Raw genomic sequence first — 24,128 nt, 5'->3', positions numbered from 1 at the left:
ACCACAGCCCGGCAGTCCCCTGCGTCCGGCTGCCTCGGTGCTAGACGTCGGAACGTGTCTCACTTGCACGACCTTGGTGCCATTGCACGACCTTGGGGTGCGTTCCACGACCACCCCGGGGTCGTGCAAAACACCCGGAGGTCGTGCAACGTGGCCCATCGTCGTGCGACAGCAAACAGGGGCGCAGCCCGTCGCCTACAAGAGCACAAACCCACTCCCCGGCACGCGCCCGCCTCCAAGGACGCTACCCGCGCAACTCGGCCGCAGTGGCGCCCGGACGCCAGGTCCGCACGCGTGTCGGCCGCCAGATAGCGTATGCCCAGGAACGGAATACTGATGTTCCGCAGGCATGCGACTGCCGGCGGACGCGGTCTCGCCCTTCGAGTTCCCGTACAGATAGCCGACCCCGTGCAGCGTAGAGCCATCGTCCTCGAGCGTCATCCCTAAGCCCGCTGCCGGAGACATCGCCTCGCTCGCAGCGCGTCGGCTCATGGGCGAACGTAAACGCGGCGCTCGGCACGCAGGTCGTTGGCGGTGGCGGCCAATACGGCTCCGAGCCCGCGCAGTGCGCATTCGGCCCGCTCGCTAGCATTTCACAGGCTACCAACGGCCTGTTCTGGATCATGTGACACTCCGGTACGCCGCAAGACGGTAGCGTCTAGGCGTGACCACTACGACCACACTCAGCGTCGACTGCGGCGGCGGCGGCATCAAGGCCTCCGTGCTCGACGCCGACGGCGCCATCATCTCCCGCGCCCTGCGCACCCCCACCCCCTACCCGCTGCCGCCCGAGCTGCTGGTAGACACCATCAAGGACTTGGCCGACCAGCTGCCGCCCGCCGACCGGGTGACCGTGGGCATGCCCGGCATGATCCGCCACGGGGTCGTGATCGCCACACCCCACTACATCACCAGGGACGGACCCCGCTCCCGTGTGCTGCCCGAACTGGTTGAGGCCTGGGCGCGCTTCGACATGGGCGGCAACCTGCAATCGGTGCTTGGCCGCCCCGTGCTGGTGCTCAACGACGCCGAGGTCGCCGGCGCCGGCGTTGTCACCGGCCACGGCCTGGAGATGATCGTGACCCTGGGGACGGGCCTGGGAAACGCCGTCTTCGACAACGGGGTGCTCGCCCCCCACGTGGAGGTCTCCCAGGGGCCGGTGCGCTGGGGGCTGACCTACGACGACTACATCGGAGAGCATGAGCGGCTGCGCCTGGGGGACGCCCACTGGTCGCGGCGGGTGCGGCGCGTGGTCGAGGCGCTGCGTCCCATGTACATGTGGGACCGGCTCTACCTGGGCGGCGGCAACTCCCGCCGCATCACCGCCTTCCAGCTGAACAGGATCGGGGACGACGTCGTCGTCGTCCCCAATGAGGCGGGCATGACCGGCGGCGCCCGCTGCTGGGAGATGACCCGAAGCTGAGATGCGGGGAGGGGTCGGGCCACCTCGCGGCGGCCCGACCCCTCCCCCTATGGATTGTTGACGCACTGTTGCGCACAGCCCTAGTGGGCCGGGTTCACTCCTGGACCTTCTGCGCCTCGGCGCCGTCGGCGACCTCCGAGTCCGCGGCCTCTCCGGCCTCGGCGGCGGTCTCCTCGGTCGTCGTGTCCGTCTCCTCGCCGGCCTGGGCAGCCTCGTCGTCGGGCTCGGCGGCGGAGGCCTCCTCAGCCTCGGCAGCCGCCTCCTCGACCTCTGCCACCGCCTTCTCGGCCGCGCGCTTGGCGGTGCGGACCGCGTCGTCGACGACCTCCTTCTTGGCGACCGGCTCCAGCACCAGCGAGATCACGGCCATGGGGGCGTTGTCGCCCCGGCGCGGCGCGGTCTTGATGATGCGGGTGTAGCCACCGTCGCGGTCGGCCATCTGCGGGGCGATCTCGTCAAAGAGGCGGTAGACGGCGTACTTGTCCGTGATCTTCTTCATCACGGTGCGGCGCGCGTGGAGGTCGCCACGCTTGCCCTTGGTGATGAGCTTCTCAACATAGGGGCGCAGACGCCGGGCGCGGGCCTCGGTGGTCGTGATCGACTCGTGGACGATGAGCTGGGTGGCCAGGTTGGCCAGCATGTGACGCTGGTGCTGGGGCGATCCACCCAGCCGGGGACCCTTAGTGGGGCGAGGCATGTTGTCTCCTAGTGGAATGGCGAGCCGGCGTCAGGCCTGCTGCTCGTCGCTGAAGGTGGGGTTGGTGTAGTCGCCCTCCGAGGCGAAGTCGACCGGGGAACCCTTGAGGGACAGCCCGAGTTCCGCCAGCTTGTCCTTGATCTCGGAGATCGACTTGGCACCGAAGTTGCGGATGTCGAGGAGGTCTGCCTCGCTGCGCGCGACGAGCTCACCGACGGTGTGAATGCCCTCGCGCTTGAGGGCGTTGGAGGAGCGGGCCTGCAGGTCCAGCTCGTCGATCATCATGGCCAGATCCTGCTGGAGGGCCTGGTCCATCGGCGAGGGGCCGACCTCAATGCCCTCGGCCTCAACATTGAGCTCTCGAGCCAGCCCGAAGAGCTCGACCAGCGTCTTGCCGGCGGAGGCCAGCGCGTCACGGGGAGTCATGGAGGCCTTGGTCTCCACGTCCACCACCAGGCGGTCGAAGTCCGTGCGCTGCTCCACACGGGTGGCCTCCACCGCGTAGGAGACCTTCTTGACCGGGGAGTAGATCGAGTCCACCGGGATGCGGGAGATCTCGGCGTTCGGGTCCTTGTTCTGGTTGGCGGACACGTAGCCGCGACCGCGCTCGACCGTCAGCTCGATCTCCAGTTTGCCCTTCTCATTCAGGGTGGCGATCACCAGCTCCGGGTTGTGGATCTCCACGCCCGCCGGCGGGGTGATGTCGCCGGCGACGACGACGCCCGGACCGGATTTGCGCAGGTACATGACCACCGGCTCGTCGTTCTCCGACGACAGGACGATCTCCTTGATGTTCAGGATGATCTGGGCGACATCCTCCTTGACCCCGGCGATGGTGCGGAACTCGTGGGGCACGCCCTCAATGCGCACGGAAGTCACCGCCGCACCCGGGATGGATGACAGCAGTGTACGACGCAGCGAGTTGCCTAGCGTGTAGCCGAAACCGGGCTCGAGGGGCTCGAGGACGAACCGTGAGCGGCGGTCCTCCTCAATGACCTCCTCTGAGAGTGTGGGTCGCTGTGCAATGAGCACTGGGGGTTTCCTTTCGTCGCGGCGCCCGCTATATGACGCCGTTCCTCATGGTGTTGGCCATCGACATCAGTCGACGGCCGGCCCGTCCTGTTGTCTGGGCGGAGCCGATGGTCGACGTCGCTTACCGCCGGTGCGGAGTGGACGCCGACTGCGGTGGTTGGGTGACGGCGTCAGACCCGGCGCCGCTTCGGGGGCCGGCAGCCATTGTGCGCCTGGGGGGTGACATCCGTGATCGAACCGACTTCGAGGCCGGCGGCCTGGAGCGAACGGATCGCGGTCTCACGGCCGGAGCCCGGGCCCTTTACGAATACGTCGACCTTCTTCATGCCATGGTCCTGGGCGCGACGGGCGGCGGCCTCGGCAGCAAGTTGGGCGGCGTAAGGGGTCGACTTGCGGGAGCCCTTGAAGCCGACCTGACCGGAGGAGGCCCAGGCGATGACGGAGCCTGCGGGGTCCGTCAGGGACACAATCGTGTTGTTGAAGGTGGACTTGATGTAGGCGTGACCGTGCGTAACGTTCTTGCGGTCCTTGCGGCGCGGCTTGCGCGCGGCCGTACGAGACTTGGGGGGCATGCTTCCTTCTTCGCGTGAGGTCTGATTCCGGGCCTGCGGCGCCCGGACGGGGGCTGGTTACTTGGCCTTCTTCTTGCCGGCCACGGTGCGCTTGGGACCCTTGCGGGTGCGGGCGTTGGTCTTGGTGCGCTGGCCGCGGACCGGCAGGTGCCGGCGGTGGCGCAGGCCCTGGTAGCAGCCGATCTCGATCTTGCGGCGGATGTCCGCCTGGACCTCACGACGGAGGTCGCCCTCAACCTGGTAGCTGGAGTCGATGTGATTGCGCAGCGCGACCAGCTCGTCCTCGGTGAGATCCTTCACGCGGGTGTCCGGGCTGACCCCGGTGGCTTCGAGCGTCTTGACGGCGCGCGTGCGCCCGATTCCGTAGATGTAGGTGAGCGCAACCTCGACTCGCTTCTCACGAGGCAGGTCGACGCCGGAAATGCGTGCCACTGTGTGGTTCTCCTGATGTGTTCCCGGAGGTCGTCACCCGTCCTCTCCACCGTCTGCCGGTGGCTCCGGCCTCCAGGAACCGGGGGTGGTGGCGCGGGGCGCCACTGGGACGGGTGCTGAATTATCTGCCGCCGGTGGTGCACCGACGACATGCGGGTGTCAGCCCTGACGCTGCTTATGCCGCGGGTTGTCGCAGATGACCATGACACGGCCGTGACGACGAATCACCTTGCAGTTGTCACAGATCTTCTTAACGCTCGGCTTGACCTTCATGATGTTCCTCCGTCCTCCCGGTGGGGAGGACTGTCACTTGTACCGGTAGACGATGCGGCCCCGGGAAAGGTCGTAGGGGCTGAGTTCAACAACCACGCGGTCCTCCGGCAGGATGCGGATGTAGTGCTGTCGCATCTTGCCGGAGATGTGCGCGAGCACGAGGTGCCCGTTGCTAAGCTCAACCCGGAACATCGCGTTCGGAAGGGCCTCGACGACCGATCCCTCGACCTCGATGACGCCGTCCTTCTTAGCCATGTTCCTCCGTCGGTGCTTTCTCGCTGGAAACTCCTCCCGGCGACGACGCCGCCGGTCGGCGCACCGGGCCGGCCACCCCGCCGCGCCACGACCGACAATCCGGCGGGCATGCTGCAGGGCGCCACGTCTTAGGCGCGCCGGAGCCCAACAATACGGCAAACCCTCCACGGCTGACCACCGCGGAGGGGCACTATCCATCGGTGTTTCCCGACACACTGGGCAGCTCGGTCTGCGCGTGTCGCCGGCGCCGGTCCGCACGGGGTCCACGGCGCTCGCTGACGGCGGCTCGGACCTGATACAGGGCGTACACCACCAGTCCCCCTACCAGCACAGTCCTGCCGACTTGCTTCTCACCCGGCTGCAGGAGTGTGAGCACGCGCCCCGCAGCGGGCACGTGGTAGCGCCTCAGCCCACGGATCTGTTCGGGACGGACCGGGTCTGGATCCGCCTGCGGATTGGCGTCGCCCTGGAAGACGTATGTGACGGCCCCATCGATGCCTGCGGACATTCCGACGATGCGATGAGTGATAAGCGCATCACTGCCCGCACTAGGCAGGTAGGTGGCCACATCGCCTATGGCCAGACGCGCCGCCCGTTTCTGACTGACCGGTTCGACGACGACCAGACTGCCCGGCGGCATGCCGGGCGACATCGACGAGGTCAACACCGTCAGCGGCGCCCAGCCGGTCGCGGCTGGAACCAGGTACAGGAGCATCACCGCCGCGAGCACCACCGTGGCGGCGAGCGCCTCAACGACGCTCACCGCCACAGCCGCCAAAGGGCGCACCACAAGCGGGCGGGGGCGGACGTGTTCAGGGACGCGCGTTCTGCTCAAGGACAAGCTTGTATCCGTCGAGACTGATGGTCCGCTCCTGCGCCTGGGGCGCGGCCTGCCAGCCATCACCGTGAATTCCTTCGGAGTTGCCGAGGTTCTTCTCCGGCAGCGCCGAGGTGGTGTCATCCGCGCCGATCGGATAGGTGATGGTGGTCCTCACGGTGCAGGTCTTGCCGTTGTCGGCCTCGGTGAGCAGACTCATATTGGCGCCCTCGCATTCGGCACTGTCCACCTGGGCGACGATGTCATCGCCCAGTCCCTTGGCATCCGGGGGCAGGACGGCGAAGGAGGCCTGCAGGTTCTTGCCCACCAGGTTCACCTTGACCTTCGTGGTGTAGCTGACCACGTCCCCGGGCACCACCCGGTCGACGGCGGGATTGAAGGGTACGGAGGGCTCGGCGTCGGAGTCCTCATTGGCCCGATTGATCAGCCACGAGTCCGACCCCTCGACGGCGCTGAGCGACAGGCTCCCCGTGGTGATCTGGCCCGGATCGATCGCACGTTCGTCATACCAACGGGCGAACGTGGCACCGGATCCGGCTACGAGCGCGGCGGCGACGCCAATGGCCACTAAGGCGCGGGTTGAACGGGACATGAATGTTCTCCTTGTCAATTGAGTTGATGCTGGTGAAATCGGATTCGGATGAGACCTGCGTTCAGGCTTTGGGGACGAGCACGTCCTTGCCCTCCTGGCGCGTCACTTCCAAGTCGCCCTTGGGCACCTTGATCGATTGCGTGGCGGCACTGAGCGGGTGCGTTTGCAGCAGAGCGGTGGTTCCTCGCACCAGCGCGAGGCTGTCACGGCCGTCTCCGTCCCAGTCGCCCACGTACACCCGGTCGGCGGCGCGTCCGAGCACCAGCACGGTCAACGGTTTCGCGTCATTGGCGTTCTCGGCGTAAAGGACTACGCGCGTACCTACGCGCACGCCATAGGTGGCCCGGCCGTCACCGTCCCAGTCACCGAACAGCACCGTGCCGGAGCCCGCAGCAGCAACCTGCTCCACATAGGCCGGTCGTACGGCGGCAGTGACATTCACGACCGCATTCGTCGTCGCCATCACCGTGCCATCTGCGGCACGCATCTCAACGGTCAGCGCGTGCTCCCCGACGGCCGCGTCACGCGGCAAGGCCAGACGAATGGCGCCTTCCGCCCCGGCTTCGAGTTCTACGTCCTGAGCGCTCCAGCCCTCCGGCAGTCCGGTTACGGCAAGCGTCCCACTCGGAGCGGTTCCGACGGCATCGGTAATGGCCACTGCGATCTGCGCCTCACGAACGCCCGCCTCCACCTGCGTCCCGGTTGCCGTCACGGTCGGGCACGCAGCTCCGATCCAACTCAGCGGCAGGCTGCGGTAGTAGATGCCCCTGCCATTGTCCTCACTGACCAGGCCGAGTCGGCCGTCCTGCTGAACGGCAATGGTCGAGTATCCGGTGTTGCCGGCATTGAAGACACGCTTGTTGGCCCCCAGCCAGGTGTTGCCGTCATCGCAGGAGACCGAGAGCGTGCCCCGGTCGCGCACACTCCATGAGCCGGTGCCCGGATATCCGGACGCATTGGTGAACAGCAGTACTTTCGCCCGCGGGTCGTCACCGGTGGCATTGGGGAATGCGCGGATGAGCTGGGCGTTGTTGCGCGAGTCGGGCAGGTCCTGAGCCATGCGCTCGCCGGTCCAGGTCTGGCCGCCGTCACGCGACAGTGCCACGATCCTGCGTCCCGAGGAGTCCCGATCGCGGGAGTTGAGCATGAGCGAGCCGTCGGACAGCTCCACAACCTTGTTCTCATCCATGTGGGTGCCAACACCCTGACCGCGTTGCCACGTGGCGCCATGATCGTCGGAGTAGACGGAGAAGGCGATCTGAGGGCCGCCGCGGTAGGGAGCCTCGGTGAACTGCTGCACTAGTCGACCGGCGTGGGGGCCGTTCTGAATCTGGATGCCCTGACCGGATGCGGCGAAGCGCCAAACGCTGGACTTGTCCGGATTCACGACTTCGGTGATGACCCGGTGCGTCCAGGTGTATCCGTTGTCGGTGGAGACCGAGACCTCGGCGTGGACCACATCGCGGTTGTCCGGGTGGTTGTCCCGCGAGGAGGCGTTAGGAAGACCGGCCCGGAAGCTCTTAACGTGGAAGTTGAATATCGCGCCGGTCTGCTGGTCCACCACGTACGACGGGTCCGAGTAGCCCTCAATCTGCGAAGTATCCGTGGTGGGGTTGCCGCGGTGGATGTAGGTGGGCGGTCCCCACGTCTTGCCGCCGTCGGTGGAGCGACGCTGGACGATTGAGTTCGGGTTGGGAGAGTCACCCCCACTGGCCATCCAATTTCCAGTGGGGCGCTCGTCGTAGGAGACCAGCAAATCCCCGTTCGGCGCAGTCGCTACAGCCGGAATCCGGTAGTTGACTCCACTACGGCTCTCCGCCAACGCAACCGGCGCGGTGATGTCTCCCGAAAGGCTCGGATCGGCGTCGACGGCGGGCGCCGGTACGGCCTGCGGGTAATCGCCGGCGACATTCAAAGCGGCGGCGGCGAGGACCTCCCGGTGCACCTCGCCGCCCGCGGCGTCGACGGCGGCGACGGCGACCTTGGGCTGCCAGGTCTGGTTCAGCGCATCGGCGTCGGTCATGGTGTGAGTCAGAGGGCCACAACTGACGACCCCTGCGCCGTCGGGCGCGCACTGACCCACGGTGTCGAATGAGGATTCGACGACCGAGTAGGCGTGGTGCGGGGAGACACCGGCGAGCGTGGCGGTGTAAACAACCTCATCCCCGGCACGGAAGGTCGTCTCGGTGTCCACGTCGGTACTGAGCGCCTCGATCCAGAAGTGCGATGCGTGCACCGCCACTGGTTCTCCGGTGATCGTTCCGGTGGTGGCGATCGTGTCTCCCAGGTAGCCTGCCTGCTGCGTCTTCAGCGCGACACTGGGCGTGAAAGAGCCCGCCAGGACGTCCTCCTTCGTGACCACGTGCGTGATGAAATGGTTCGCGGCCGAGGCCTTGCAGTCCGTCTTGGTGACTCCGGGATCGATCGCACGCCACTTGCATCCGGCGTAGTTGGTGAGGTTGGAGTCGGTGACGGTCACCGAACGCGTCTGTGCCGATTTGTTGGTGACCTTTAGCTGAAAACCGATCGTCTCGCCGATGTCGTACACCTCCTTCGGGCCGTAGTCCGGATCTAGCACGATCTCCACATCGAGTTCGGCCGCGTCCACCTCGACTGCCGCGGCGGGCGGGGCGGCCGTCAGGCCGACGACGAAAGCTCCGGATGCCAGCAGCACCCCCAGCCGGTGCAACCAGAACCGCTTTGGTCTCATGGGATTCCTCTCGGGTAGGCGTCATTGCCACTAATACATCAGACATGTGACGTCTGACGTCTCGATGAGTGTAGCGCCGACCGGTGGTTGACACAACTCACGTGTAACCGGCATTACTGCACAGTCAGCCCCGGCACGTACCTTGTGCCGGTCCCGGCGGGAAGGGGGTTGGGTCAGTCGAGCGGACGGGGCTCCAGGCCGTAGGGGGCCAGACCCTCCACTCCCCCGTCGGACGCGGTCAGCACCCACACTCCCCCGGGCACAACCGCCACCGTGTGCTCCCATTGGGCGGCGCGGGAGCCGTCCCGGGTGACCACGGTCCAGCCGTCGTCGAGCTCATCCACGTGCGCGGCGCCGGCGGTCAGCATGGGTTCGACGGCAAGCACCATGCCGGGCCGCAGACGCGGCCCCCTGCGCTTGACCGAGTAATTGAGCACGTCGGGGGCCATGTGCATGGCAGTGCCGATGCCATGCCCCACATACTCCTGCAGAATGCCCAGGCGCACGCCCTCCCGCTCGGTCGCCGCCGCAACCGCCGCCTCGACGGCGTCGCCCACAACATTCAGGCTGCCGGAACGTCCGCCGGCCCGCCCGGCCCCAGCCCGGGCAATGGCAGCGATCGCATCCCACAGGGCCTGGCGGGTGGTGGCATCCAGCACCCGATCGGACTCGGTGGCGTAGCTGCCGCCGACGACGGTGGTGAAGGCGGCATCTGCGTGCCACTGGTTGCCGTCATCGTCCAGGATGTACGCACCACAGTCGAAGGTGACCAGGTCACCGGCTTGAAGCAGCCGCTCACCCGGGATGCCGTGCACTACCTCTTCGTTGACGGAGACGCACACCGTCGCCGGGAAGCCGTGGTAGCCAAGAAAGTTGGAGCGGGCTCCGCCCCGGGTGATCGCGTCGGCCGAGACCGCATCCAGCTCACCGGTCGTGATGCCGGGGCGCACCGCCTGGCGCAGCGCCGCATGAATATCAGCGACGACGAGCCCGGCCCGCCGCATCAGGCGCACCTGGTCGGGGGTCTTGAACTCGATACGCTCCCGCGTCAACACGGCGATCCGTCCGGCGCCGCTCAGGCGGTCACGCCGCGGGAGGCGAGCGCCGTCATGATGCGGCCGGTGACCTCGTCCAGTCCGCCCACGCCGTCGACGCGAACCAGCAGCCCCCGCTGCTCGTAAAGGGCCGCCAGCGGCTCGGTCTGCTCGGCGTACACCTCCAGGCGGCGCCGGATGACCGTCTCGGTGTCGTCGGCGCGCCCCTGCTCGGCGGCACGGCCGAGCAGCCGTTGCACCACTACCTCGGCGTCGGCGGTGATCTCCAGGACCAGATCCAAAGCGAGATCGGCTCCGGCCAGTATGGCGTCCAACTCATGCACCTGCGCCTCGGTACGCGGGTAACCGTCCAACAGGAATCCGCCGGCGGCGTCATCGGCGGCCAAACGATCGGCGACCATGGCGTTGGTGACCGAGTCGGGCACGTACTCGCCGGCATCCATGTACCGCTTGGCCTGTCGGCCCAACTCGGTGTCACCGGCCACGTTGGCGCGAAAGATGTCGCCGGTGGAGATGGCCGGCACGCCCAGGTGCTCGCAGATGCGTGCCGCCTGTGTGCCCTTGCCGGCCCCAGGAGGGCCGAGGATGACCATACGTGCGCTCATGCGAGGAACCCTTCGTAGTGCCGCTGCTGCAGCTGCGTATTGATTTCCTTGACCGTCTGCAGCCCGACCCCCACCATGATCAGGATGGTCGTACCACCGAACGGAAGATTCTGGGACAGACCCAGCTGCATGACGGCCAGCGTCGGCAACAGCGCCAGGATCAGCAGGTAGACCGCACCCGCCGCAGTGAGCCGGTTAATGACGTAGCTGAGGTAGCGCACCGTCGGTTCGCCGGCGCGGATTCCGGGGATGAAACCGCCGTACCGCTTCATGTTGTCGGCGATCTCCTCGGAGTTGAAGGTGATGGCCGTGTAGAAGAAGGTGAAGGCGAAGACTAGCGCGCCATAGGCGACCAGGTAGAGCGTGTCCGTCTGCCCCAGGTTGGTGGCGATCCACTGCACCCATGAACTGGTGGGGCTGCCGAACTGCGCGATCAGCTGCGGCATGGCCAGCAGGGAGGAGGCGAAGATGACCGGGATGACGCCGGCGGTGTTGATCTTGATGGGGATGTAGGTGGTTGAACCGCCGTACTGGCGTCGTCCCACCATGCGCTTGGCGTACTGAACGGGAATGCGGCGGGTGGCCTGCTCGACGAACACCACCGCAAGTGTGGCAACCAGAATGACGGCGACCACCGCCAGGAAACGGGACAGTCCGCCGGACCCGCCCAGGATCGAGAAGAGGTTCTGCGGCATCTGGGCCACGATCGAAGTGAAGATCAGCAGGGACATGCCGTTGCCGATGCCGCGCTCGGTGATCAACTCGCCCAGCCACATGATCAGGCCGGTGCCGGCGGTCATGGTGACGATCATCAGCGCCAGGTTGAGCGGAGAGTCGTTGGGGATCACCGGAACCGAGCAGCCGGTGAACAGGTTACCGTTGGCGGCCGTGGCCACGATGGTGGCCGATTGGAGCACACCGAGCCCGATGGTCAGGTAGCGGGTGTACTCGGTGAGCTTGGCGGTACCGGACTGCCCCTCCTTGTACAGCTCCTCAAGGCGCGGGATCACCACGCGCAACAGCTGAATGATGATGGAGGCGGTGATGTAGGGCATGATGCCCAGCGCGAACACACTGAGCTGCAATAGGGCGCCGCCGGAGAAGACGTCGATGAGGCCGAGCAGTCCCTCATCCGAACTCTGCCCCACACAGATCTGCACGTTGGCCAGATCCACGCCGGGGGTGGGCAGCACCGAGCCGAAGCGGAACAACGCCATGATTCCCAGGGTGAACAGGAGCTTTCTCCTCAGATCCGGCGTCTTGAACGCCTGGATGAATGCATTGAACACTCGGTCTCCTGTGTACGGCTGATGGTTGGACGTGGGGCGGCGTGCCCACCGGCGCATATTACGCATCGGCGGACGCCCGGACCGCACCCGGAGGACACCCCCAGAGTACAGCCCTGGGCCACCCTACCCCTCCGGGCCGCCGACACCACGCCCGTGGGGCCCTGGGGAACGGGGTATCGGTCACGCGAGAGAACTGTTACCGGGCGATCCGAGGATCCTCACGCTGCGACGGCGGTGACCGCACAAGAACTCAGGCCGGGTACCGGGGTCATCCCCGGCCCGGCCTGAGCCCTTGTGTCTGCTATGCGCTCCGGTCACCCCAGCATTGGCGGCCGGGGCCCGATCAGCGACCCGCGAGCGTTCCTCCCGCGGCCTCGACCTTCTCCTTGGCGGAGTTGGACCAGGCATCGACGGTGATATCGAGTTTCACCGCCACGTCACCGCCGCCCAGGACCTTGACCGGCTTGCCCTTGCGCACAGCACCCCGGGCCACCAGGTCCTCGACGCCGATCTGGCCGCCTTCCGGGAACAGTTCGGCAATGCGCCCGACGTTCACGGGCTGATACTCGACCCGGTTCGGGTTGCGGAAACCGCGCAGCTTGGGCAGACGCATGTGCAGCGGCATCTGGCCACCCTCGAAACCGGGGCGGACCCGGTAGCGAGCCTTGGTGCCCTTGGTGCCGCGACCGGCGGTCTTGCCCTTGGAGGCCTCACCCCGACCCACACGGGTCTTGGCCTTCTTGGCCCCCGGAGCGGGGCGGAGGTCGTGCAGACGAATGATCTGCCCCTCCTCGTGTTTCTTCGTGTCAGCCATCTCAGGCCTCCTCAACGGTGACGAGGTGCGCCACCTTGGCGATCATGCCGCGCACCGACGGGTTGTCCTCGCGGACCACGGACTGGCGGATCCGGCGCAGGCCAAGGGACTTGAGGGTCTCGCGCTGACGACGGGTGCCCCCGATGCCGGAACGGACCTGAGTGACCTTGATCTGCCGGGCGTCCGGCTGTGTCTTTGCGGTAGCTGCGTCAGCCATCACACACCCACTCCTTCAGCGGCCTTCTCGGCCTCCTTCTTCTCGGCCTCGGCGCGCTTGGCGGCCTCGCCCTCGGCGCGGGCGCGCAGCATCGACTGCGGCGCGATCTCCTCCAGGGGCAGGCCCCGGCGAACCGCGACCGTCTCCGGCTGCTCAAGCTGCTTGAGCGCGGCAACCGTCGCGTGGACGATGTTGATCGCGTTCGAGGAGCCGAGCGACTTCGACAGAATGTCGTGCACGCCGGCGCACTCCAGGACGGCGCGCACCGGACCGCCGGCGATGACTCCGGTACCGGGTGAGGCCGGACGCAGCAGCACAATGCCGGCAGCGTCCTCGCCCTGGACCAGGTGCGGAATGGTGCGCCGGATCATCGGGACGTGGAAGAACTCCTTCTTCGCCGCCTCGACGGCCTTGGCAATGGCGGCGGGAACTTCCTTCGCCTTGCCATAGCCGACGCCGACCGTGCCCTCTCCGTCACCGACGACGACCAGCGCCGTGAAGGTGAAGCGGCGGCCGCCCTTGACGACCTTGGACACGCGGTTGATGGTGACGACGCGCTCGATGTACTTGTCGTCATTGCCCCGGCCGGTGCCCCGGTCGCGGCGGTCGTTGTTGCGGTCACGGCGCCCGCGGCCCTCGCCGCGGTCGCTCTCACGCCGGGCCGAGCCGTCGGACGACGCGGACCTGTCTCGCTGCGGTGCAGCCATCAGAAACTCCTTAGCTTTCTCGTCGTCTGGCTCAGAACTCCAGGCCGCCCTCGCGGGCGCCCTCGGCTACGGCCGCGACGCGACCGTGGTACTTGAATCCGCCGCGGTCGAACACGACCTTCTCAATACCGAGCGCCTTGGCGCGCTCGGCCACCAACTCGCCGACGCGGCGGGCGGCGCCGACCTTGTGCCCCTCGACGCCCCGTGCGGCGGCCTCGTGAGTGGATGCGGAGCAGAGCGTGTGGCCGATCGTGTCGTCGATGACCTGCGCCACCATGTGGCGGTTGGATCGACTGACGACCAGCCGCGGGCGCTCGGGCGTACCGCCCACGCGCTTGCGCACACGCTGGTGGCGGATCTTGCGGGCGACGGCCTTGGTCTTGTCCCTCTTGATCGCGTAAGCCATGGTCACTTACCAGCCTTTCCGACCTTGCGGCGCACGTTCTCGCCGGCGTAACGCACGCCCTTGCCCTTGTAGGGCTCCGGCGGACGGATCTTGCGAATGTTCGCGGCGACCTCGCCGACCTGCTCCTTGGAGATGCCCGAGACGATCACCTTGGTGGTGCCGTCCACCTTCAACTCGATGCCCTGGGGAGCATCGACTACAACGGTGTGGGAGAAACCGAGGGACAGTTCGACGCCGGTGCCCTTCTGGGCGGCGCGGTAACCGGTGCCGACGATCTCCAACTGCTTGGAGTAACCCTCGGTGACACCGATGACCATGTTGTTGATCAGCGTCCGGGAAAGGCCGTGCAGCGAACGCGAGCGGCGCTCGTCATCGGGGCGGGACACCAGGATGGAGCCGTCCTCCTGGCGCTCGACCGTCAGCGGCTGGGCGATGGTGCGGGTCAGAGTACCCTTGGGGCCCTTGACCGTCACCTCGTTCCCCTCAATGGTGACGTCCACTCCGGCGGGAACCGGGACGGGAAGGCGTCCAATACGAGACATGGTTCTTCTCCGCTCCTTCTCTCACCAGACGTAGGCGAGCACTTCGCCGCCTACGCCCCGGGACTCCGCCTGCCGGTCGGTCAGCAGACCGGAGGAGGTGGACAGGATCGCCACCCCCAGGCCCCCGAGGACCTTGGGCAGGTTGGTGGACTTCGCGTACACACGCAGACCGGGCTTGGAGATGCGCTTGAGGCCCTGGATGGCGCGCTGCCGGTTGGAGCCGTACTTCAGGTTCAGCGTCAGCGTCTTCCCGACCTGTGCGTCAGTCACCTCGTATCCGTCGATGTAGCCCTCGGACTGAAGCATCTTGGCGATGTTCACCTTCAGCTTGCTGGAGGGCATGGAGACGGTCTCGTGGTATGCATTGTTGGCATTGCGCAGACGAGTCAGCATGTCTGCGATTGGGTCTGTCATTGTCATTAGTGGGCCTGCGCCCTTCCTCGTCGCGGTTTCCTCCTCGGACCTGCGACGTAAGTTCTTACCAGCTGGACTTGCTCACGCCGGGGAGCTGGCCGCTGAGGGCCATCTCGCGCAGGCAGATGCGGCACAGGCCGAACTTGCGATACACCGAGCGCGGCCGGCCGCAGCGCTGGCAGCGCGTGTAGGCCCGGACGCCGAACTTCGGCTTGCGGTTCGCCTTCGCGATCAGAGAGGTCTTTGCCATGTCACTTCTCCTTGAAGGGGAAGCCGAGCTGCTTAAGCAGCGAGCGGGCCTCCTCGTCGGTCTTGGCCGTGGTGACCACGGTAATGTCCATACCGCGCACGCGGTCGATGGCGTCGGGATCGATCTCGTGGAACACGGACTGCTCGGTGAGACCGAAGGTGTAGTTGCCGTTGCCGTCGAACTGCTTCGGGCTGAGCCCGCGGAAGTCGCGGATGCGCGGCAGTGAGATGGAGATCAGCCGGTCCAGGAACTCCCACATGCGGTCGCCGCGCAGCGTGGCGTGGGCACCGATGGGCTGGCCCGCACGCAGCTTGAACTGGGCGATCGACTTGCGCGCCCGCGTGACCTGCGGCTTCTGGCCGGTGATGGCCGCGAGGTCACGGATCGCGCCCTCGATCAGCTTGGAGTCGTGGGCGGCCTCACCCACACCCATGTTGACGACGACCTTGGTGACGCGCCCGACCTCCATGACGTTGGAGTGATTGAACTCCTCCTGCAGGGCGGGACGCACCTGGTCGGTGTACTTGGCCTTCAGTCGCGGAGCGACAGCCTTGGCCGTGGTCTCAACGGTGTTCTCGGCCATGGTCACAGATCCTCCCCGGACTTCTTGGCGTAGCGCACGCGCACCGTGCGCTTGCGGCCGTTGGGACGCACGCCCTCCTCGACCCGGAAACCGACGCGCGTACGCTGCTTGGTCTTGGGGTCGATGGGCATCACGTTGGAGATGTGGATGGGTGCCTCGACGGTCTCGATGCCACCGGCGCGGGCCCCCTGGGCGGTCTGGGTGGGGCGCGTGTGCTTGGTGACGCGCTGCACACCCTCAACGACGACCCGGTCCTCCTTCGGAATGACCCGAAGGACACGGCCGGTCTTGCCCTTGTCCTTGCCGGCGATGACGATGACCTGGTCGCCCTTCTTTACGCGTGCCATGGGTCAGATCACCTCCGGGGCTAGTGAAACGATACGCATGAACTTCTTCTCGCGAAGCTCACGGCCGACGGGGCCGAAAATGCGCGTGCCGCGCGGCTCACCGTCCTTATCCCTGATGATGACGGCCGCATTCTCATCGAAGCGGATGTACGAGCCGTCCGGGCGGCGACGTTCCTTGGCGGCGCGCACCACCACCGCCCTGACGACCTCGCCCTTCTTGACGTTGCCGCCGGGGATGGCGTCCTTAACGGTGGCGACGATCTGGTCGCCGATGCCCGCATAGCGCCGACCCGAGCCGCCGAGTACCCGGATGCAAAGGATCTCCTTGGCACCGGTGTTGTCGGCGACCTTCAGTCGCGACTCCTGCTGGATCATTGAGTGTTCTCCTGTCGTCGAGCCGGTTCTCAACCCGCGCCTGGCGGGATGAGCCTGGCCGAACGTTCTTCCTGCATGTGCGCACGACCCACCGACGGCGGGTCTGGTCTCGGCACGCCGATGCCGACAGACACACGCGCACTGGCACGAGGTCTCTGCCGGGCGCACCGAGGGCGCGCGCAACTCCCCAACCCTAGTGCAATGCCGGGAATGGCCGGTAGTCGAGCCGGAAGTACGGGCCTGTGCCTTTGCTCACCACTGTGAGCCGACCGGCCGTGCCACCTCTACGAGGTGGCAGCGGGCTTCTCCCGAGCCGGGGCGGGCCTCAACGATTCGGACAATCGGGACAACTCAGAAGGAAGTCGGCCATGCCGGTAACTCGCACCGATGCCCTGTAAGCTCGCTGCCACTGTACGCGATCGCCCAGAAAGGCAATCATGGCCCCTTCCGATGCAGCTGCGTCCTTGCAGCTCCCCGGCTATCTCCGCCTGCGCAACTTACCCGAGTTCAACCAGTGGTCTTTACACTTCGACGTCGGCGGACCGCGCACGGCCGAGCGAGTCGCCGAGCTCGGCCACGAGCCCAACGGTTACTTCTGGGCCGGTGTGGTTCAGCGTCTGGTCGAGCTTGGTGAGCTCCCCGAAGTCGAGACCGACCCCGAGGGCGACACGTTCAGTGCCTATGGCACCCGCACCTTGATGGAACGGCTGTCGCAAGCGCTCGTTCCGTACTTGACGGATCCAGGCGCACTGACCGCCCTCGTCACTGCGGCAGACGCGGACGGTTTCGACTTCGACGACTGATTCCCCACTGCCTCACTTGGACCGCCCTAGATGCTGTCTCAGGCGGTCCAACCGGGGGAACCGGGTCCAACTGGGGGGAACGCGGTCCAAGTAGGTGCACCCCTCCTGCGCCTGCCCATCACGCCACGCACCGCGCGCACCGGGACGCGCACACAAACAACCACCCGGAGGCCCCACCACGAGGTCGAACACGAAGAGCCCCGACAGCTCTCCGTCCAATAAGACGACGCCGCAGCCCGGGCTGCCCCGGAGGCTGCGACGTCGTCGTTGTGATGAGGGCGGAGCGGACCAGCGATCTACCGGCCCCTACGAGCGGTCACTTGGCCTTCTCAATGATCTCCACCAGCCGCCAGCGCTTAGTCGCGCTGAGCGGACGCGTCTCCATGATGAGCACGAGGTCGCCGGGGTGGGCGTCGTTGTGCTCGTCGTGGACCTTGTACTTCTTCGAGCGACGCAGCACCTTGCCGTACAGGGAGTGCTTGTAGCGCTCCTCCACCTCTACGACGATGGTCTTCTGCATCTTGTCCGACACGACGTAACCGCGACGCACCTTGCGGTGGTTGCGCTCCGGGGCGCCGGCCTGCTCTTTCTGGCTGGTCTCGTCCTGGGTGGTCTGCTCGCTCACTTGGCCTCCTCCTCGGTGCTCGGAGCGGTACGGATGCCGAGCTCGCGCTCGCGCACGATGGTGTAAATGCGGGCGATGTCCCGACGCACGGCCTTCATGCGGCCGTGATCCTCGAGCTGCCCGGTCGCCGAGGCGAACCGGAGGTTGAACAGCTCGGCCTTCGCCTTGGAGAGCTCCTCTGCGAGTCGCTCATTGTCCATGGCGTCCAGGTCGGCGGGGGTCAGCCCCTTGGAACCGATGGCCATCAGACATCACCACCCTCACGAGTCACGAAACGGGTTTTCATCGGAAGCTTGGCCTGGGCGCGACGCATGGCCTCACGGGCGAGGTCGACGTCAACGCCGCCCAGCTCGAACATGATGCGTCCGGGCTTGACGTTGGCAATCCACCACTCCGGCGCACCCTTACCGGAGCCCATACGGGTCTCGGCCGGCTTCTTGGTCAGCGGACGGTCCGGGAAGATGTTGATCCACACCTTTCCGCCGCGCTTGATGTGGCGGGTCATGGCGATACGAGCCGCCTCGATCTGCCGGTTGGTGACGTAGGCGGGCTCGAGGGCCTGAATGCCGTAGTCGCCGAAGGAGATCTGGTTGCCGCCCTTGGACATGCCCGAACGGTGCGGGCGGTGCTGCTTGCGGTACTTGGTACGGCGGGGGATGAGCACGGCTCAGGCCTCCGTTCCCTGATCGGGGGCAGCGTTCTCTGGGGCCGGCGCCTGCTCGACCTGCTGCTCGCTTTGGCGCGGGGCGCGCTCACCGCGGCGTCCGCGACGCTCACCGCGACCGCGTCCACGCGGGGTGGACTCGGCCTGCTGGCGGGCGAACTCGCGCTCGGTCATGTCGCCCTTGTAGATCCACACCTTCACGCCGATGCGACCGAAGGTGGTCCTGGCCTCGTAGAAGCCGTAGTCAATGTTCGCCCGCAGGGTGTGCAGCGGCACGCGGCCCTCTCGGTAGAACTCGCTACGACTCATCTCGGCGCCGCCGAGACGGCCGGAGCACTGTACCCGCACGCCCTTGGCGCCGGCGCGCATGGCCGATTGCAGCCCGCGGCGCATGGCGCGGCGGAAGGAGACACGGCTGGCCAGCTGCTCGGCGATGCCCTGGGCGACCAGCTGCGCATCCATATCGGGGTTGCGCACCTCGAGGATGTTGAGCTGGACCTGCTTCCCGGTCAGCTTCTCGAGCTGACCCCGCAGGCGCTCGGCCTCCACGCCACGCCGACCGATGACGATGCCGGGTCGGGCGGTGTGCAGGTCGATGCGAACCCGGTCTCGGGTGCGCTCGATGTCGACCTTGGAGATGCCGGCGCGCTCCATGCCGTCCTCCATGAGACGGCGGATCTTGACATCCTCGTCCACGAAGTCGCGGTACCGCTGACCGGGCTTGGTGGAGTCGGCGAACCAGCGTGAACGGTGGTCCGTGGTGATGCCCAGGCGGAACCCGGTCGGGTTGACCTTCTGCCCCATTACCGGGCTCCTTCCTGCTTGGGGGCGTCGGCGCGGTCGCCGACGACTACGGTGATGTGACTGGTGCGCTTGAGGATGCGGGCCGCACGCCCCTGGGCGCGTGGGCGGAACCGCTTGAGGGTAGGTCCCTCGTCTGCGTACACCTCGGTGATGAACAGGTCGTTCTCGTCGAAGCGCTCACCGTCGCGCTCGGCCTTGTACCGGGCGTTGGCGATCGCGGACTCGATGACCTTGCGGACGGGCACCGCAGCGGCCTGCGGTGCGAAACGCAGCACGCCCACGGCGTCGACGGCGCGCTTGCCGCGGACCACGTCCACGACCCGGCGTGCCTTCATCGGCGTGCAGCGCACGTATTTGGCCTGCGCCTTGGCTTCCATGTTCTTGCCTCTCAAACTCTCCGGCGCCCGTCAGCGACGCGCCTTGCGGTCGTCCTTGACGTGCCCACGGAAGGTGCGGGTGGGAGCGAACTCACCGAGCTTGTGACCCACCATGGACTCCGTCACGAACACCGGGACGTGCTTGCGGCCGTCGTGAACGGCGAAGGTGTGCCCGATGAAGTCCGGCGTGATCACCGAACGACGGGACCAGGTCTTGATGACATTCTTGGTGCCCTTCTCGTTCTGGACGTCCACCTTCTTCTGCAGGTGGTCGTCGACGAAGGGACCCTTCTTAAGGCTTCGCGACATGACTGGCTCCTATCAGCGCTTCTTGCCGGTCCGGCGACGGCGCACGATAAGCCTGTCACTGGACTTGTTGGGACGACGGGTACGGCCCTCAGGCTTACCCCAGGGCGAGACGGGGTGACGGCCACCGGAGGTGCGGCCCTCACCACCGCCGTGGGGGTGATCCACCGGGTTCATGACCACACCGCGGACGGTCGGGCGCACGCCCTTCCAGCGCATGCGGCCGGCCTTACCCCAGTTGATGTTCGCCTGCTCGGCGTTGCCGACCTCGCCGACGGTCGCCCGGCAGGCGGCCTCAACATTGCGGATCTCACCGGAGGGCATGCGCAGCTGCGCGTACTTGCCCTCCTTGGCGACCAGCTGCACCGAGGTGCCGGCGCTGCGGGCGATCTTCGCACCTCCTCCGGGGCGCAGCTCGACGGCGTACACCACGGTACCGGTGGGGATGTTGCGCAGCGGCAGGCAGTTACCGGGCTTGATGTCGGCCTCGGGACCGGACTCGACGCGGTCGCCCTGGCGCAGCCCCTCGGGGGCGAGGATGTAGCGCTTCTCGCCGTCCAGGTAGTGCAGCAGGGCGATACGGGCGGTGCGGTTGGGGTCGTACTCGATGTGCGCCACCTTCGCGGGCACGCCGTCCTTGTCATGCCGACGGAAGTCGATCAGGCGGTAGGCGCGCTTGTGGCCACCGCCCTTATGGCGGGTGGTGATACGGCCGGTTGAGTTACGGCCACCGGACTTGCTCAGCGGCCGCACCAACGACTTCTCGGGCCGACTGCGGGTCAACTCGCTGAAGTCGGCCACGGATGCGCCGCGGCGACCCGGGGTCGTCGGCTTGTACTTACGGATTCCCATCTCGATCTTCTACCTTCCGTGTCAGTCCGTCACGTCGCCGAAGATGTCGATGGTGCCCTCACGCAGTGTCACGATCGCGCGCTTGGTGTCCTTCGACTTGCCGATGCCCGTGCGGGTGCGGTGGGTCTTGCCGCGACGATTGAGCGTGTTCACCGAGGCGACCTTGACATCGAAGATGGACTCGATGGCGATCTTGATCTCGGTCTTATTGGCGTCCGGGGCCACCAGGAAGGTGTACTGCCCGCGGTCCATGCAGGCGTAGGACTTCTCGGAGACGACCGGCGCAATGATGACGTCGCGGGGGTTCTTGCTCTTCACGAAGCTCACTTGGACTCCTCCTCACCCTTGCCCAGGAAGGCGTCCAGGGCGGCGGCGGTGAAGACGACGTCGTCGGAGTTGAGGACGTCGTAGGTGTTCAGCTGGTCCGCCTGGAGCACGTGCGCCTCGGGGGCGTTGCGCAGACTGAGGCGGGTGAGGTCGTCGTCACCCAGGGCGACCACCAGGGACTTGGGACGGTCCGTGAGGTTACGCAGGGCGGCGAGCGCCGACTTGGTGGACGGCTTCTTGGCGGTGACGAACTCGGTGATGACGTGGATGCGGCCGTTGCGGGCGCGGTCCGACAGCGCCGAACGCAGCGCCGCGGCCTTCATCTTCTTCGGGGTCCGCTGGGAGTAGTCGCGCGGCTGCGGGCCGTGAACGGTGCCGCCGCCGGTGAACTGGGGGGCGCGGATGGAGCCCTGCCGAGCCCGGCCGGTGCCCTTCTGGCGGTACGGCTTGCGGCCGCCGCCACGGACCATTCCACGAGTCTTGGTGGCGTGGGTGCCCTGGCGGGCCGCCGCCAGCTGGGCGACGACCACCTGGTGCATCAGCGGAATGTTGGGCTCGACGTCGAAGATCTCGCCGGGCAGCTCCGCGGTGCCGGTCTTGGCGCCCTCGGAGTCGACGATGTCGACGGTAATGGTCTTAGCCATGGTGTCAGGCTCCCTTCACGGCGGTGCGGATGACGACCACCGAGCCCTTGGGGCCGGGGATGGCGCCGCCCATGAGCAGCACGCCCTTGTCGGTGTCGACGCCGCGGACCTTGAGGTTCTGGACGGTCGTGGTGGCGTGGCCCATGCGGCCGGCCATGCGCAGGCCCTTGAAAATGCGGCCCGGCGTGGCGCAGGCGCCGACGGAGCCGGGCTTGCGGTGGTTGCGGTGGGCGCCGTGCGAGGCTCCGACGCCGGCGAAGCCGTGCCGCTTCATAGTTCCGGCAAAGCCCTTGCCCTTGGAGGTGCCGGTGACGTCGACGAGCTGGCCGACCTCGAAGGTGTCGGCCTTCAACTCCTGGCCGGGGGTGAACTCGCCGGCGAGCGAGGTGCGCACCTCGGCCACGTGCCGGCGCGGGGCGACCCCGGCCTTGGCGAAGTGGCCGGCGAGAGGCTTGGTGACCTTGCGCTCGTCAATGTCGCCGAAGGCGAGCTGGACGGCCTCGTAGCCGTCGGTCTCGACGGTGCGGACCTGAGTGACCACGTTGGTGTCCACGCGCACGACCGTCACCGGACGCAGAGCACCGCTGTCATCCCAGACCTGGGTCATGCCGAGCTTGGTGCCGAGCAGCGCCTTCGTGGGCGCCGCGGAGGGCGGATTGGTTGTCATGGCTTCAGTCCTCAGAGCTTGATCTCAATGTTGACGTCAGCCGGCAGGTCGAGCCGCATGAGCGAGTCGACGGCCTTCGGCGTCGGGTCGACGATGTCAATCAGCCGCTTGTGCGTGCGCATCTCGAAGTGCTCACGGCTGTCCTTGTACTTGTGGGGCGACCGGATGACGCAGAACACGTTCTTCTCGGTCGGCAGCGGCACCGGACCCACGACCGTCGCGCCCGCGCGGGTCACGACGTCGACGATCTTGCGCGCCGAGGAGTCAATGACCTCGTGGTCGTAGGACTTGAGCCGGATGCGGATCTTCTGTCCCGCCATGGCGCCTAACCTCTCTTGCTTTCGGTGACCGGTCCACGCGCTCGGGCGTGTCGCTTCGCGACGCGCACCTCGACCCCTGCGGGCTGGTGAACCGGCCTGGACACACGGAAACCCGATGGCGATCGGGTCCGTCAGACTGGATTCCGGGGTGGGCCCCCGGTGCGGCCTAAGCGGGCTGGGTGTCCGCCGGCTGGCCTACGTTATCAGCGCTCGGCCCAGATGCGGAAGCCGAGCGACCCCGCCGGGCCTGTGAGACCGCGCACGGGTCCACGCGCTCGGGCGTGTCGCAAGGGCCCCGATACTCCCGGCATCATTGGTCCTGTGAGTCACGTGTGGCGCACAATGCCCGTGCGCCAAAGGTATACGCCGTCGAGCAGGACACCGAGTGCCAACACCACGGCCCACCAGGGGAAGCGCGGCACCTGCGGACGCGCGCCCGCGACCACCTGCGGGGCGGACGTCGCAATCCGCTCTCCCGTCACCAGAATCCGGTGGGTGTTGACACCCAGGGGCGTACACGTCACCAGGGTCACCAGGTCTCGCTCCGAGTCCGCCCGCAGCTCCTCGGTCTGCGCGGGCTCGACGACCTTGGTCTCGATGACGCGGTAGGTGAGCACCTCTCCGAAGACTTCAATGGTGAACTCGTCGCCGGCGGAGACCCGGTTGAGATTGGTGAACATGGTCGCAGTCGCCAGGCCCCGATGCCCGGTGATCACGGCTCTGGTGCCCACGCCGCCCACGGGCAGCGAAGTCCCCTCCAGGTGTCCCAGACCCTCCAGGAGGGTCTCATCGGAGGTTCCGTGGTAGACGGGCAGGTCCAGGTCAATCGCAGCGATGCGCAGCCGCGCCATCAGCCCGTCGCCGTTGGCATCCAGGATCGCACCGTAGTCGAGCTCGGCTCCGGAGTGTCCCCTGCCGACCGGCACGTTACCGTTGGCCTCTAAGACGGCTCCGGCGCTGAGAGCCGCGTTGTACGCCCGTGCCCGCGCCAACTGTGTGGCGGCGTCGGGATGCGCGTGCTCAACCGCCTCGGCGTAGTCCGACACCACCTTGGACTGGTTGTACTGGGAGATCCGACTCGCAGCGGTCGGGTAGGCGAATACGAGCATGCCGACCAGGGCCAGCAGAGCCGATACCAGGGCCGAACGCGATAGGCGCCACGTTACAGCTTCGCCCCGGATGCTGCGAGAGAGCCCGGGCCTGAGGGAGCTCAACGGCGGTTATCCTCTCCTGAAGCTGTCCTGAAGTTACCGACACGCGCACGGCGTGGCGGGAAGAATCATGCCCTCCCCGCCACGCCGTCAGGCTTCT

The 24,128-nt window shown here is 66.9% G+C and carries 36 protein-coding genes; 2 read left to right on the top strand and 34 right to left on the bottom strand.

Annotation, left to right across the window (positions count from 1 at the left end; all coding sequences use genetic code 11):
* Nucleotides 1–664 precede the first annotated feature (664 nt).
* Nucleotides 665–1,423 carry an ROK family protein gene (locus tag Q4A20_RS05120; RefSeq protein ID WP_303121008.1) on the top strand — a complete coding sequence of 253 codons (759 nt, stop codon included), beginning with the start codon at nt 665–667 and terminating at the stop codon, nt 1,421–1,423.
* Nucleotides 1,424–1,517: 94 nt separating this feature from the next.
* On the opposite strand, the gene rplQ is transcribed toward Q4A20_RS05120, so the two are convergent.
* The 22 genes from rplQ to rplN all read right to left on the bottom strand — a co-directional run bounded on the left by rplQ (nt 1,518) and on the right by rplN (nt 16,428).
* The gene (gene rplQ / locus Q4A20_RS05115; RefSeq protein ID WP_303121006.1) at nt 1,518–2,120 is read right to left on the bottom strand and encodes a 50S ribosomal protein L17; all 603 of its coding nucleotides are present in this window, start codon (nt 2,118–2,120) and stop codon (nt 1,518–1,520) included.
* A gap of 30 nt (nt 2,121–2,150) precedes the next feature.
* Complete coding sequence (locus Q4A20_RS05110) at nt 2,151–3,152, bottom strand: DNA-directed RNA polymerase subunit alpha (RefSeq protein WP_303121004.1); 1,002 nt, start codon at nt 3,150–3,152, stop codon at nt 2,151–2,153.
* A 170-nt stretch (nt 3,153–3,322) separates the two neighbouring features.
* Entirely contained in the window at nt 3,323–3,724 is a 402-nt protein-coding gene (rpsK, locus tag Q4A20_RS05105; protein WP_303121002.1) for a 30S ribosomal protein S11, read from the bottom strand.
* Between the two features lie 57 nt (nt 3,725–3,781).
* Complete coding sequence (gene rpsM / locus Q4A20_RS05100; protein WP_303121000.1) at nt 3,782–4,156, bottom strand: 30S ribosomal protein S13; 375 nt, start codon at nt 4,154–4,156, stop codon at nt 3,782–3,784.
* A 159-nt stretch (nt 4,157–4,315) separates the two neighbouring features.
* Nucleotides 4,316–4,429 carry a 50S ribosomal protein L36 gene (rpmJ, locus tag Q4A20_RS05095; RefSeq protein ID WP_009748913.1) on the bottom strand — a complete coding sequence of 38 codons (114 nt, stop codon included), beginning with the start codon at nt 4,427–4,429 and terminating at the stop codon, nt 4,316–4,318.
* 33 nt (nt 4,430–4,462) lie between these two features.
* A complete protein-coding gene (gene infA, locus Q4A20_RS05090; RefSeq protein ID WP_303120995.1) occupies nt 4,463–4,684 on the bottom strand; it encodes a translation initiation factor IF-1 in 222 nt (73 codons plus the stop codon).
* Nucleotides 4,685–4,874: 190 nt separating this feature from the next.
* On the bottom strand, nt 4,875–5,519 hold the full coding sequence (locus tag Q4A20_RS05085; RefSeq protein WP_303120993.1) for a signal peptidase I: 645 nt from the start codon (nt 5,517–5,519) through the stop codon (nt 4,875–4,877).
* On the bottom strand, nt 5,497–6,114 hold the full coding sequence (locus tag Q4A20_RS05080) for an alternate-type signal peptide domain-containing protein (protein WP_303120991.1): 618 nt from the start codon (nt 6,112–6,114) through the stop codon (nt 5,497–5,499). The genes Q4A20_RS05085 and Q4A20_RS05080 overlap by 23 nt, the downstream gene beginning before the upstream one ends.
* Before the next feature lie 61 nt (nt 6,115–6,175).
* Nucleotides 6,176–8,824 carry a sialidase family protein gene (locus Q4A20_RS05075; RefSeq protein ID WP_303120990.1) on the bottom strand — a complete coding sequence of 883 codons (2,649 nt, stop codon included), beginning with the start codon at nt 8,822–8,824 and terminating at the stop codon, nt 6,176–6,178.
* A gap of 173 nt (nt 8,825–8,997) precedes the next feature.
* The gene (map, locus tag Q4A20_RS05070) at nt 8,998–9,879 is read right to left on the bottom strand and encodes a type I methionyl aminopeptidase (RefSeq protein ID WP_303120988.1); all 882 of its coding nucleotides are present in this window, start codon (nt 9,877–9,879) and stop codon (nt 8,998–9,000) included.
* A 20-nt stretch (nt 9,880–9,899) separates the two neighbouring features.
* Entirely contained in the window at nt 9,900–10,484 is a 585-nt protein-coding gene (locus Q4A20_RS05065) for an adenylate kinase (RefSeq protein WP_303120987.1), read from the bottom strand.
* Nucleotides 10,481–11,773: a preprotein translocase subunit SecY gene (gene secY / locus Q4A20_RS05060; protein WP_303120985.1), complete on the bottom strand. Its 1,293-nt coding sequence runs from the start codon at nt 11,771–11,773 to the stop codon at nt 10,481–10,483. Before secY ends, Q4A20_RS05065 begins: the two co-directional genes overlap by 4 nt.
* 343 nt (nt 11,774–12,116) lie before the next feature.
* The gene (gene rplO / locus Q4A20_RS05055) at nt 12,117–12,587 is read right to left on the bottom strand and encodes a 50S ribosomal protein L15 (RefSeq protein WP_303120983.1); all 471 of its coding nucleotides are present in this window, start codon (nt 12,585–12,587) and stop codon (nt 12,117–12,119) included.
* Between the two features lies 1 nt (nt 12,588).
* Complete coding sequence (rpmD, locus tag Q4A20_RS05050; protein ID WP_303120981.1) at nt 12,589–12,804, bottom strand: 50S ribosomal protein L30; 216 nt, start codon at nt 12,802–12,804, stop codon at nt 12,589–12,591.
* Nucleotides 12,804–13,511 (bottom strand): 30S ribosomal protein S5, encoded by a 708-nt coding sequence (gene rpsE / locus Q4A20_RS05045; protein ID WP_303120979.1) that lies wholly within the window; start codon nt 13,509–13,511, stop codon nt 12,804–12,806. Before rpsE ends, rpmD begins: the two co-directional genes overlap by 1 nt.
* A 31-nt stretch (nt 13,512–13,542) precedes the next feature.
* On the bottom strand, nt 13,543–13,917 hold the full coding sequence (gene rplR / locus Q4A20_RS05040) for a 50S ribosomal protein L18 (RefSeq protein ID WP_303120977.1): 375 nt from the start codon (nt 13,915–13,917) through the stop codon (nt 13,543–13,545).
* A gap of 2 nt (nt 13,918–13,919) precedes the next feature.
* Complete coding sequence (rplF, locus tag Q4A20_RS05035; RefSeq protein WP_303120975.1) at nt 13,920–14,459, bottom strand: 50S ribosomal protein L6; 540 nt, start codon at nt 14,457–14,459, stop codon at nt 13,920–13,922.
* Nucleotides 14,460–14,480: 21 nt separating this feature from the next.
* The gene (gene rpsH, locus Q4A20_RS05030; RefSeq protein WP_303120973.1) at nt 14,481–14,879 is read right to left on the bottom strand and encodes a 30S ribosomal protein S8; all 399 of its coding nucleotides are present in this window, start codon (nt 14,877–14,879) and stop codon (nt 14,481–14,483) included.
* Between the two features lie 58 nt (nt 14,880–14,937).
* The gene (locus tag Q4A20_RS05025; protein WP_092532989.1) at nt 14,938–15,123 is read right to left on the bottom strand and encodes a type Z 30S ribosomal protein S14; all 186 of its coding nucleotides are present in this window, start codon (nt 15,121–15,123) and stop codon (nt 14,938–14,940) included.
* A gap of 1 nt (nt 15,124) precedes the next feature.
* Nucleotides 15,125–15,706: a 50S ribosomal protein L5 gene (gene rplE, locus Q4A20_RS05020; RefSeq protein ID WP_303120971.1), complete on the bottom strand. Its 582-nt coding sequence runs from the start codon at nt 15,704–15,706 to the stop codon at nt 15,125–15,127.
* A gap of 2 nt (nt 15,707–15,708) precedes the next feature.
* On the bottom strand, nt 15,709–16,053 hold the full coding sequence (rplX, locus tag Q4A20_RS05015; protein ID WP_303120969.1) for a 50S ribosomal protein L24: 345 nt from the start codon (nt 16,051–16,053) through the stop codon (nt 15,709–15,711).
* A gap of 3 nt (nt 16,054–16,056) precedes the next feature.
* On the bottom strand, nt 16,057–16,428 hold the full coding sequence (gene rplN / locus Q4A20_RS05010) for a 50S ribosomal protein L14 (protein ID WP_303120967.1): 372 nt from the start codon (nt 16,426–16,428) through the stop codon (nt 16,057–16,059).
* Nucleotides 16,429–16,865: 437 nt separating this feature from the next.
* On the opposite strand from rplN, the gene Q4A20_RS05005 reads away from it, so the two are divergent.
* Entirely contained in the window at nt 16,866–17,231 is a 366-nt protein-coding gene (locus Q4A20_RS05005; RefSeq protein WP_303120965.1) for an Imm51 family immunity protein, read from the top strand.
* Nucleotides 17,232–17,547: 316 nt separating this feature from the next.
* Here the strand turns inward: Q4A20_RS05005 and rpsQ are convergent, their stop codons facing one another.
* The 12 genes from rpsQ to Q4A20_RS04945 all read right to left on the bottom strand — a co-directional run bounded on the left by rpsQ (nt 17,548) and on the right by Q4A20_RS04945 (nt 24,031).
* Nucleotides 17,548–17,781, bottom strand: a complete 234-nt coding sequence (gene rpsQ, locus Q4A20_RS05000) for a 30S ribosomal protein S17 (protein WP_103063304.1) — start codon at nt 17,779–17,781, stop codon at nt 17,548–17,550.
* A gap of 71 nt (nt 17,782–17,852) precedes the next feature.
* Nucleotides 17,853–18,101, bottom strand: a complete 249-nt coding sequence (gene rpmC, locus Q4A20_RS04995; RefSeq protein ID WP_303120962.1) for a 50S ribosomal protein L29 — start codon at nt 18,099–18,101, stop codon at nt 17,853–17,855.
* The gene (rplP, locus tag Q4A20_RS04990) at nt 18,101–18,520 is read right to left on the bottom strand and encodes a 50S ribosomal protein L16 (RefSeq protein ID WP_303120960.1); all 420 of its coding nucleotides are present in this window, start codon (nt 18,518–18,520) and stop codon (nt 18,101–18,103) included. The genes rpmC and rplP overlap by 1 nt, the downstream gene beginning before the upstream one ends.
* 3 nt (nt 18,521–18,523) lie before the next feature.
* The gene (rpsC, locus tag Q4A20_RS04985) at nt 18,524–19,324 is read right to left on the bottom strand and encodes a 30S ribosomal protein S3 (RefSeq protein ID WP_303120958.1); all 801 of its coding nucleotides are present in this window, start codon (nt 19,322–19,324) and stop codon (nt 18,524–18,526) included.
* Nucleotides 19,324–19,701, bottom strand: a complete 378-nt coding sequence (gene rplV / locus Q4A20_RS04980; protein WP_303120956.1) for a 50S ribosomal protein L22 — start codon at nt 19,699–19,701, stop codon at nt 19,324–19,326. The genes rpsC and rplV overlap by 1 nt, the downstream gene beginning before the upstream one ends.
* 30 nt (nt 19,702–19,731) lie before the next feature.
* The gene (rpsS, locus tag Q4A20_RS04975) at nt 19,732–20,010 is read right to left on the bottom strand and encodes a 30S ribosomal protein S19 (RefSeq protein ID WP_092533016.1); all 279 of its coding nucleotides are present in this window, start codon (nt 20,008–20,010) and stop codon (nt 19,732–19,734) included.
* 12 nt (nt 20,011–20,022) lie between these two features.
* Nucleotides 20,023–20,859, bottom strand: a complete 837-nt coding sequence (gene rplB, locus Q4A20_RS04970; protein ID WP_303120953.1) for a 50S ribosomal protein L2 — start codon at nt 20,857–20,859, stop codon at nt 20,023–20,025.
* Nucleotides 20,860–20,880: 21 nt separating this feature from the next.
* Nucleotides 20,881–21,186, bottom strand: a complete 306-nt coding sequence (gene rplW / locus Q4A20_RS04965; protein WP_303120951.1) for a 50S ribosomal protein L23 — start codon at nt 21,184–21,186, stop codon at nt 20,881–20,883.
* The gene (gene rplD, locus Q4A20_RS04960; protein ID WP_303120950.1) at nt 21,183–21,830 is read right to left on the bottom strand and encodes a 50S ribosomal protein L4; all 648 of its coding nucleotides are present in this window, start codon (nt 21,828–21,830) and stop codon (nt 21,183–21,185) included. The genes rplW and rplD overlap by 4 nt, the downstream gene beginning before the upstream one ends.
* Nucleotides 21,831–21,834: 4 nt before the next feature.
* Nucleotides 21,835–22,497 (bottom strand): 50S ribosomal protein L3, encoded by a 663-nt coding sequence (gene rplC, locus Q4A20_RS04955; RefSeq protein ID WP_303120948.1) that lies wholly within the window; start codon nt 22,495–22,497, stop codon nt 21,835–21,837.
* Nucleotides 22,498–22,508: 11 nt separating this feature from the next.
* Nucleotides 22,509–22,817: a 30S ribosomal protein S10 gene (rpsJ, locus tag Q4A20_RS04950; RefSeq protein ID WP_003786051.1), complete on the bottom strand. Its 309-nt coding sequence runs from the start codon at nt 22,815–22,817 to the stop codon at nt 22,509–22,511.
* A 326-nt stretch (nt 22,818–23,143) separates the two neighbouring features.
* Nucleotides 23,144–24,031 carry a class C sortase gene (locus tag Q4A20_RS04945; protein WP_303120932.1) on the bottom strand — a complete coding sequence of 296 codons (888 nt, stop codon included), beginning with the start codon at nt 24,029–24,031 and terminating at the stop codon, nt 23,144–23,146.
* Nucleotides 24,032–24,128 lie beyond the last annotated feature (97 nt).

It is taken from the genome of Actinomyces sp., assembly GCF_030530635.1.
Taxonomy (GTDB): Bacteria; Actinomycetota; Actinomycetes; order Actinomycetales; family Actinomycetaceae; genus Actinomyces.
This window is presented reverse-complemented; position numbering and strand designations above follow the sequence as displayed.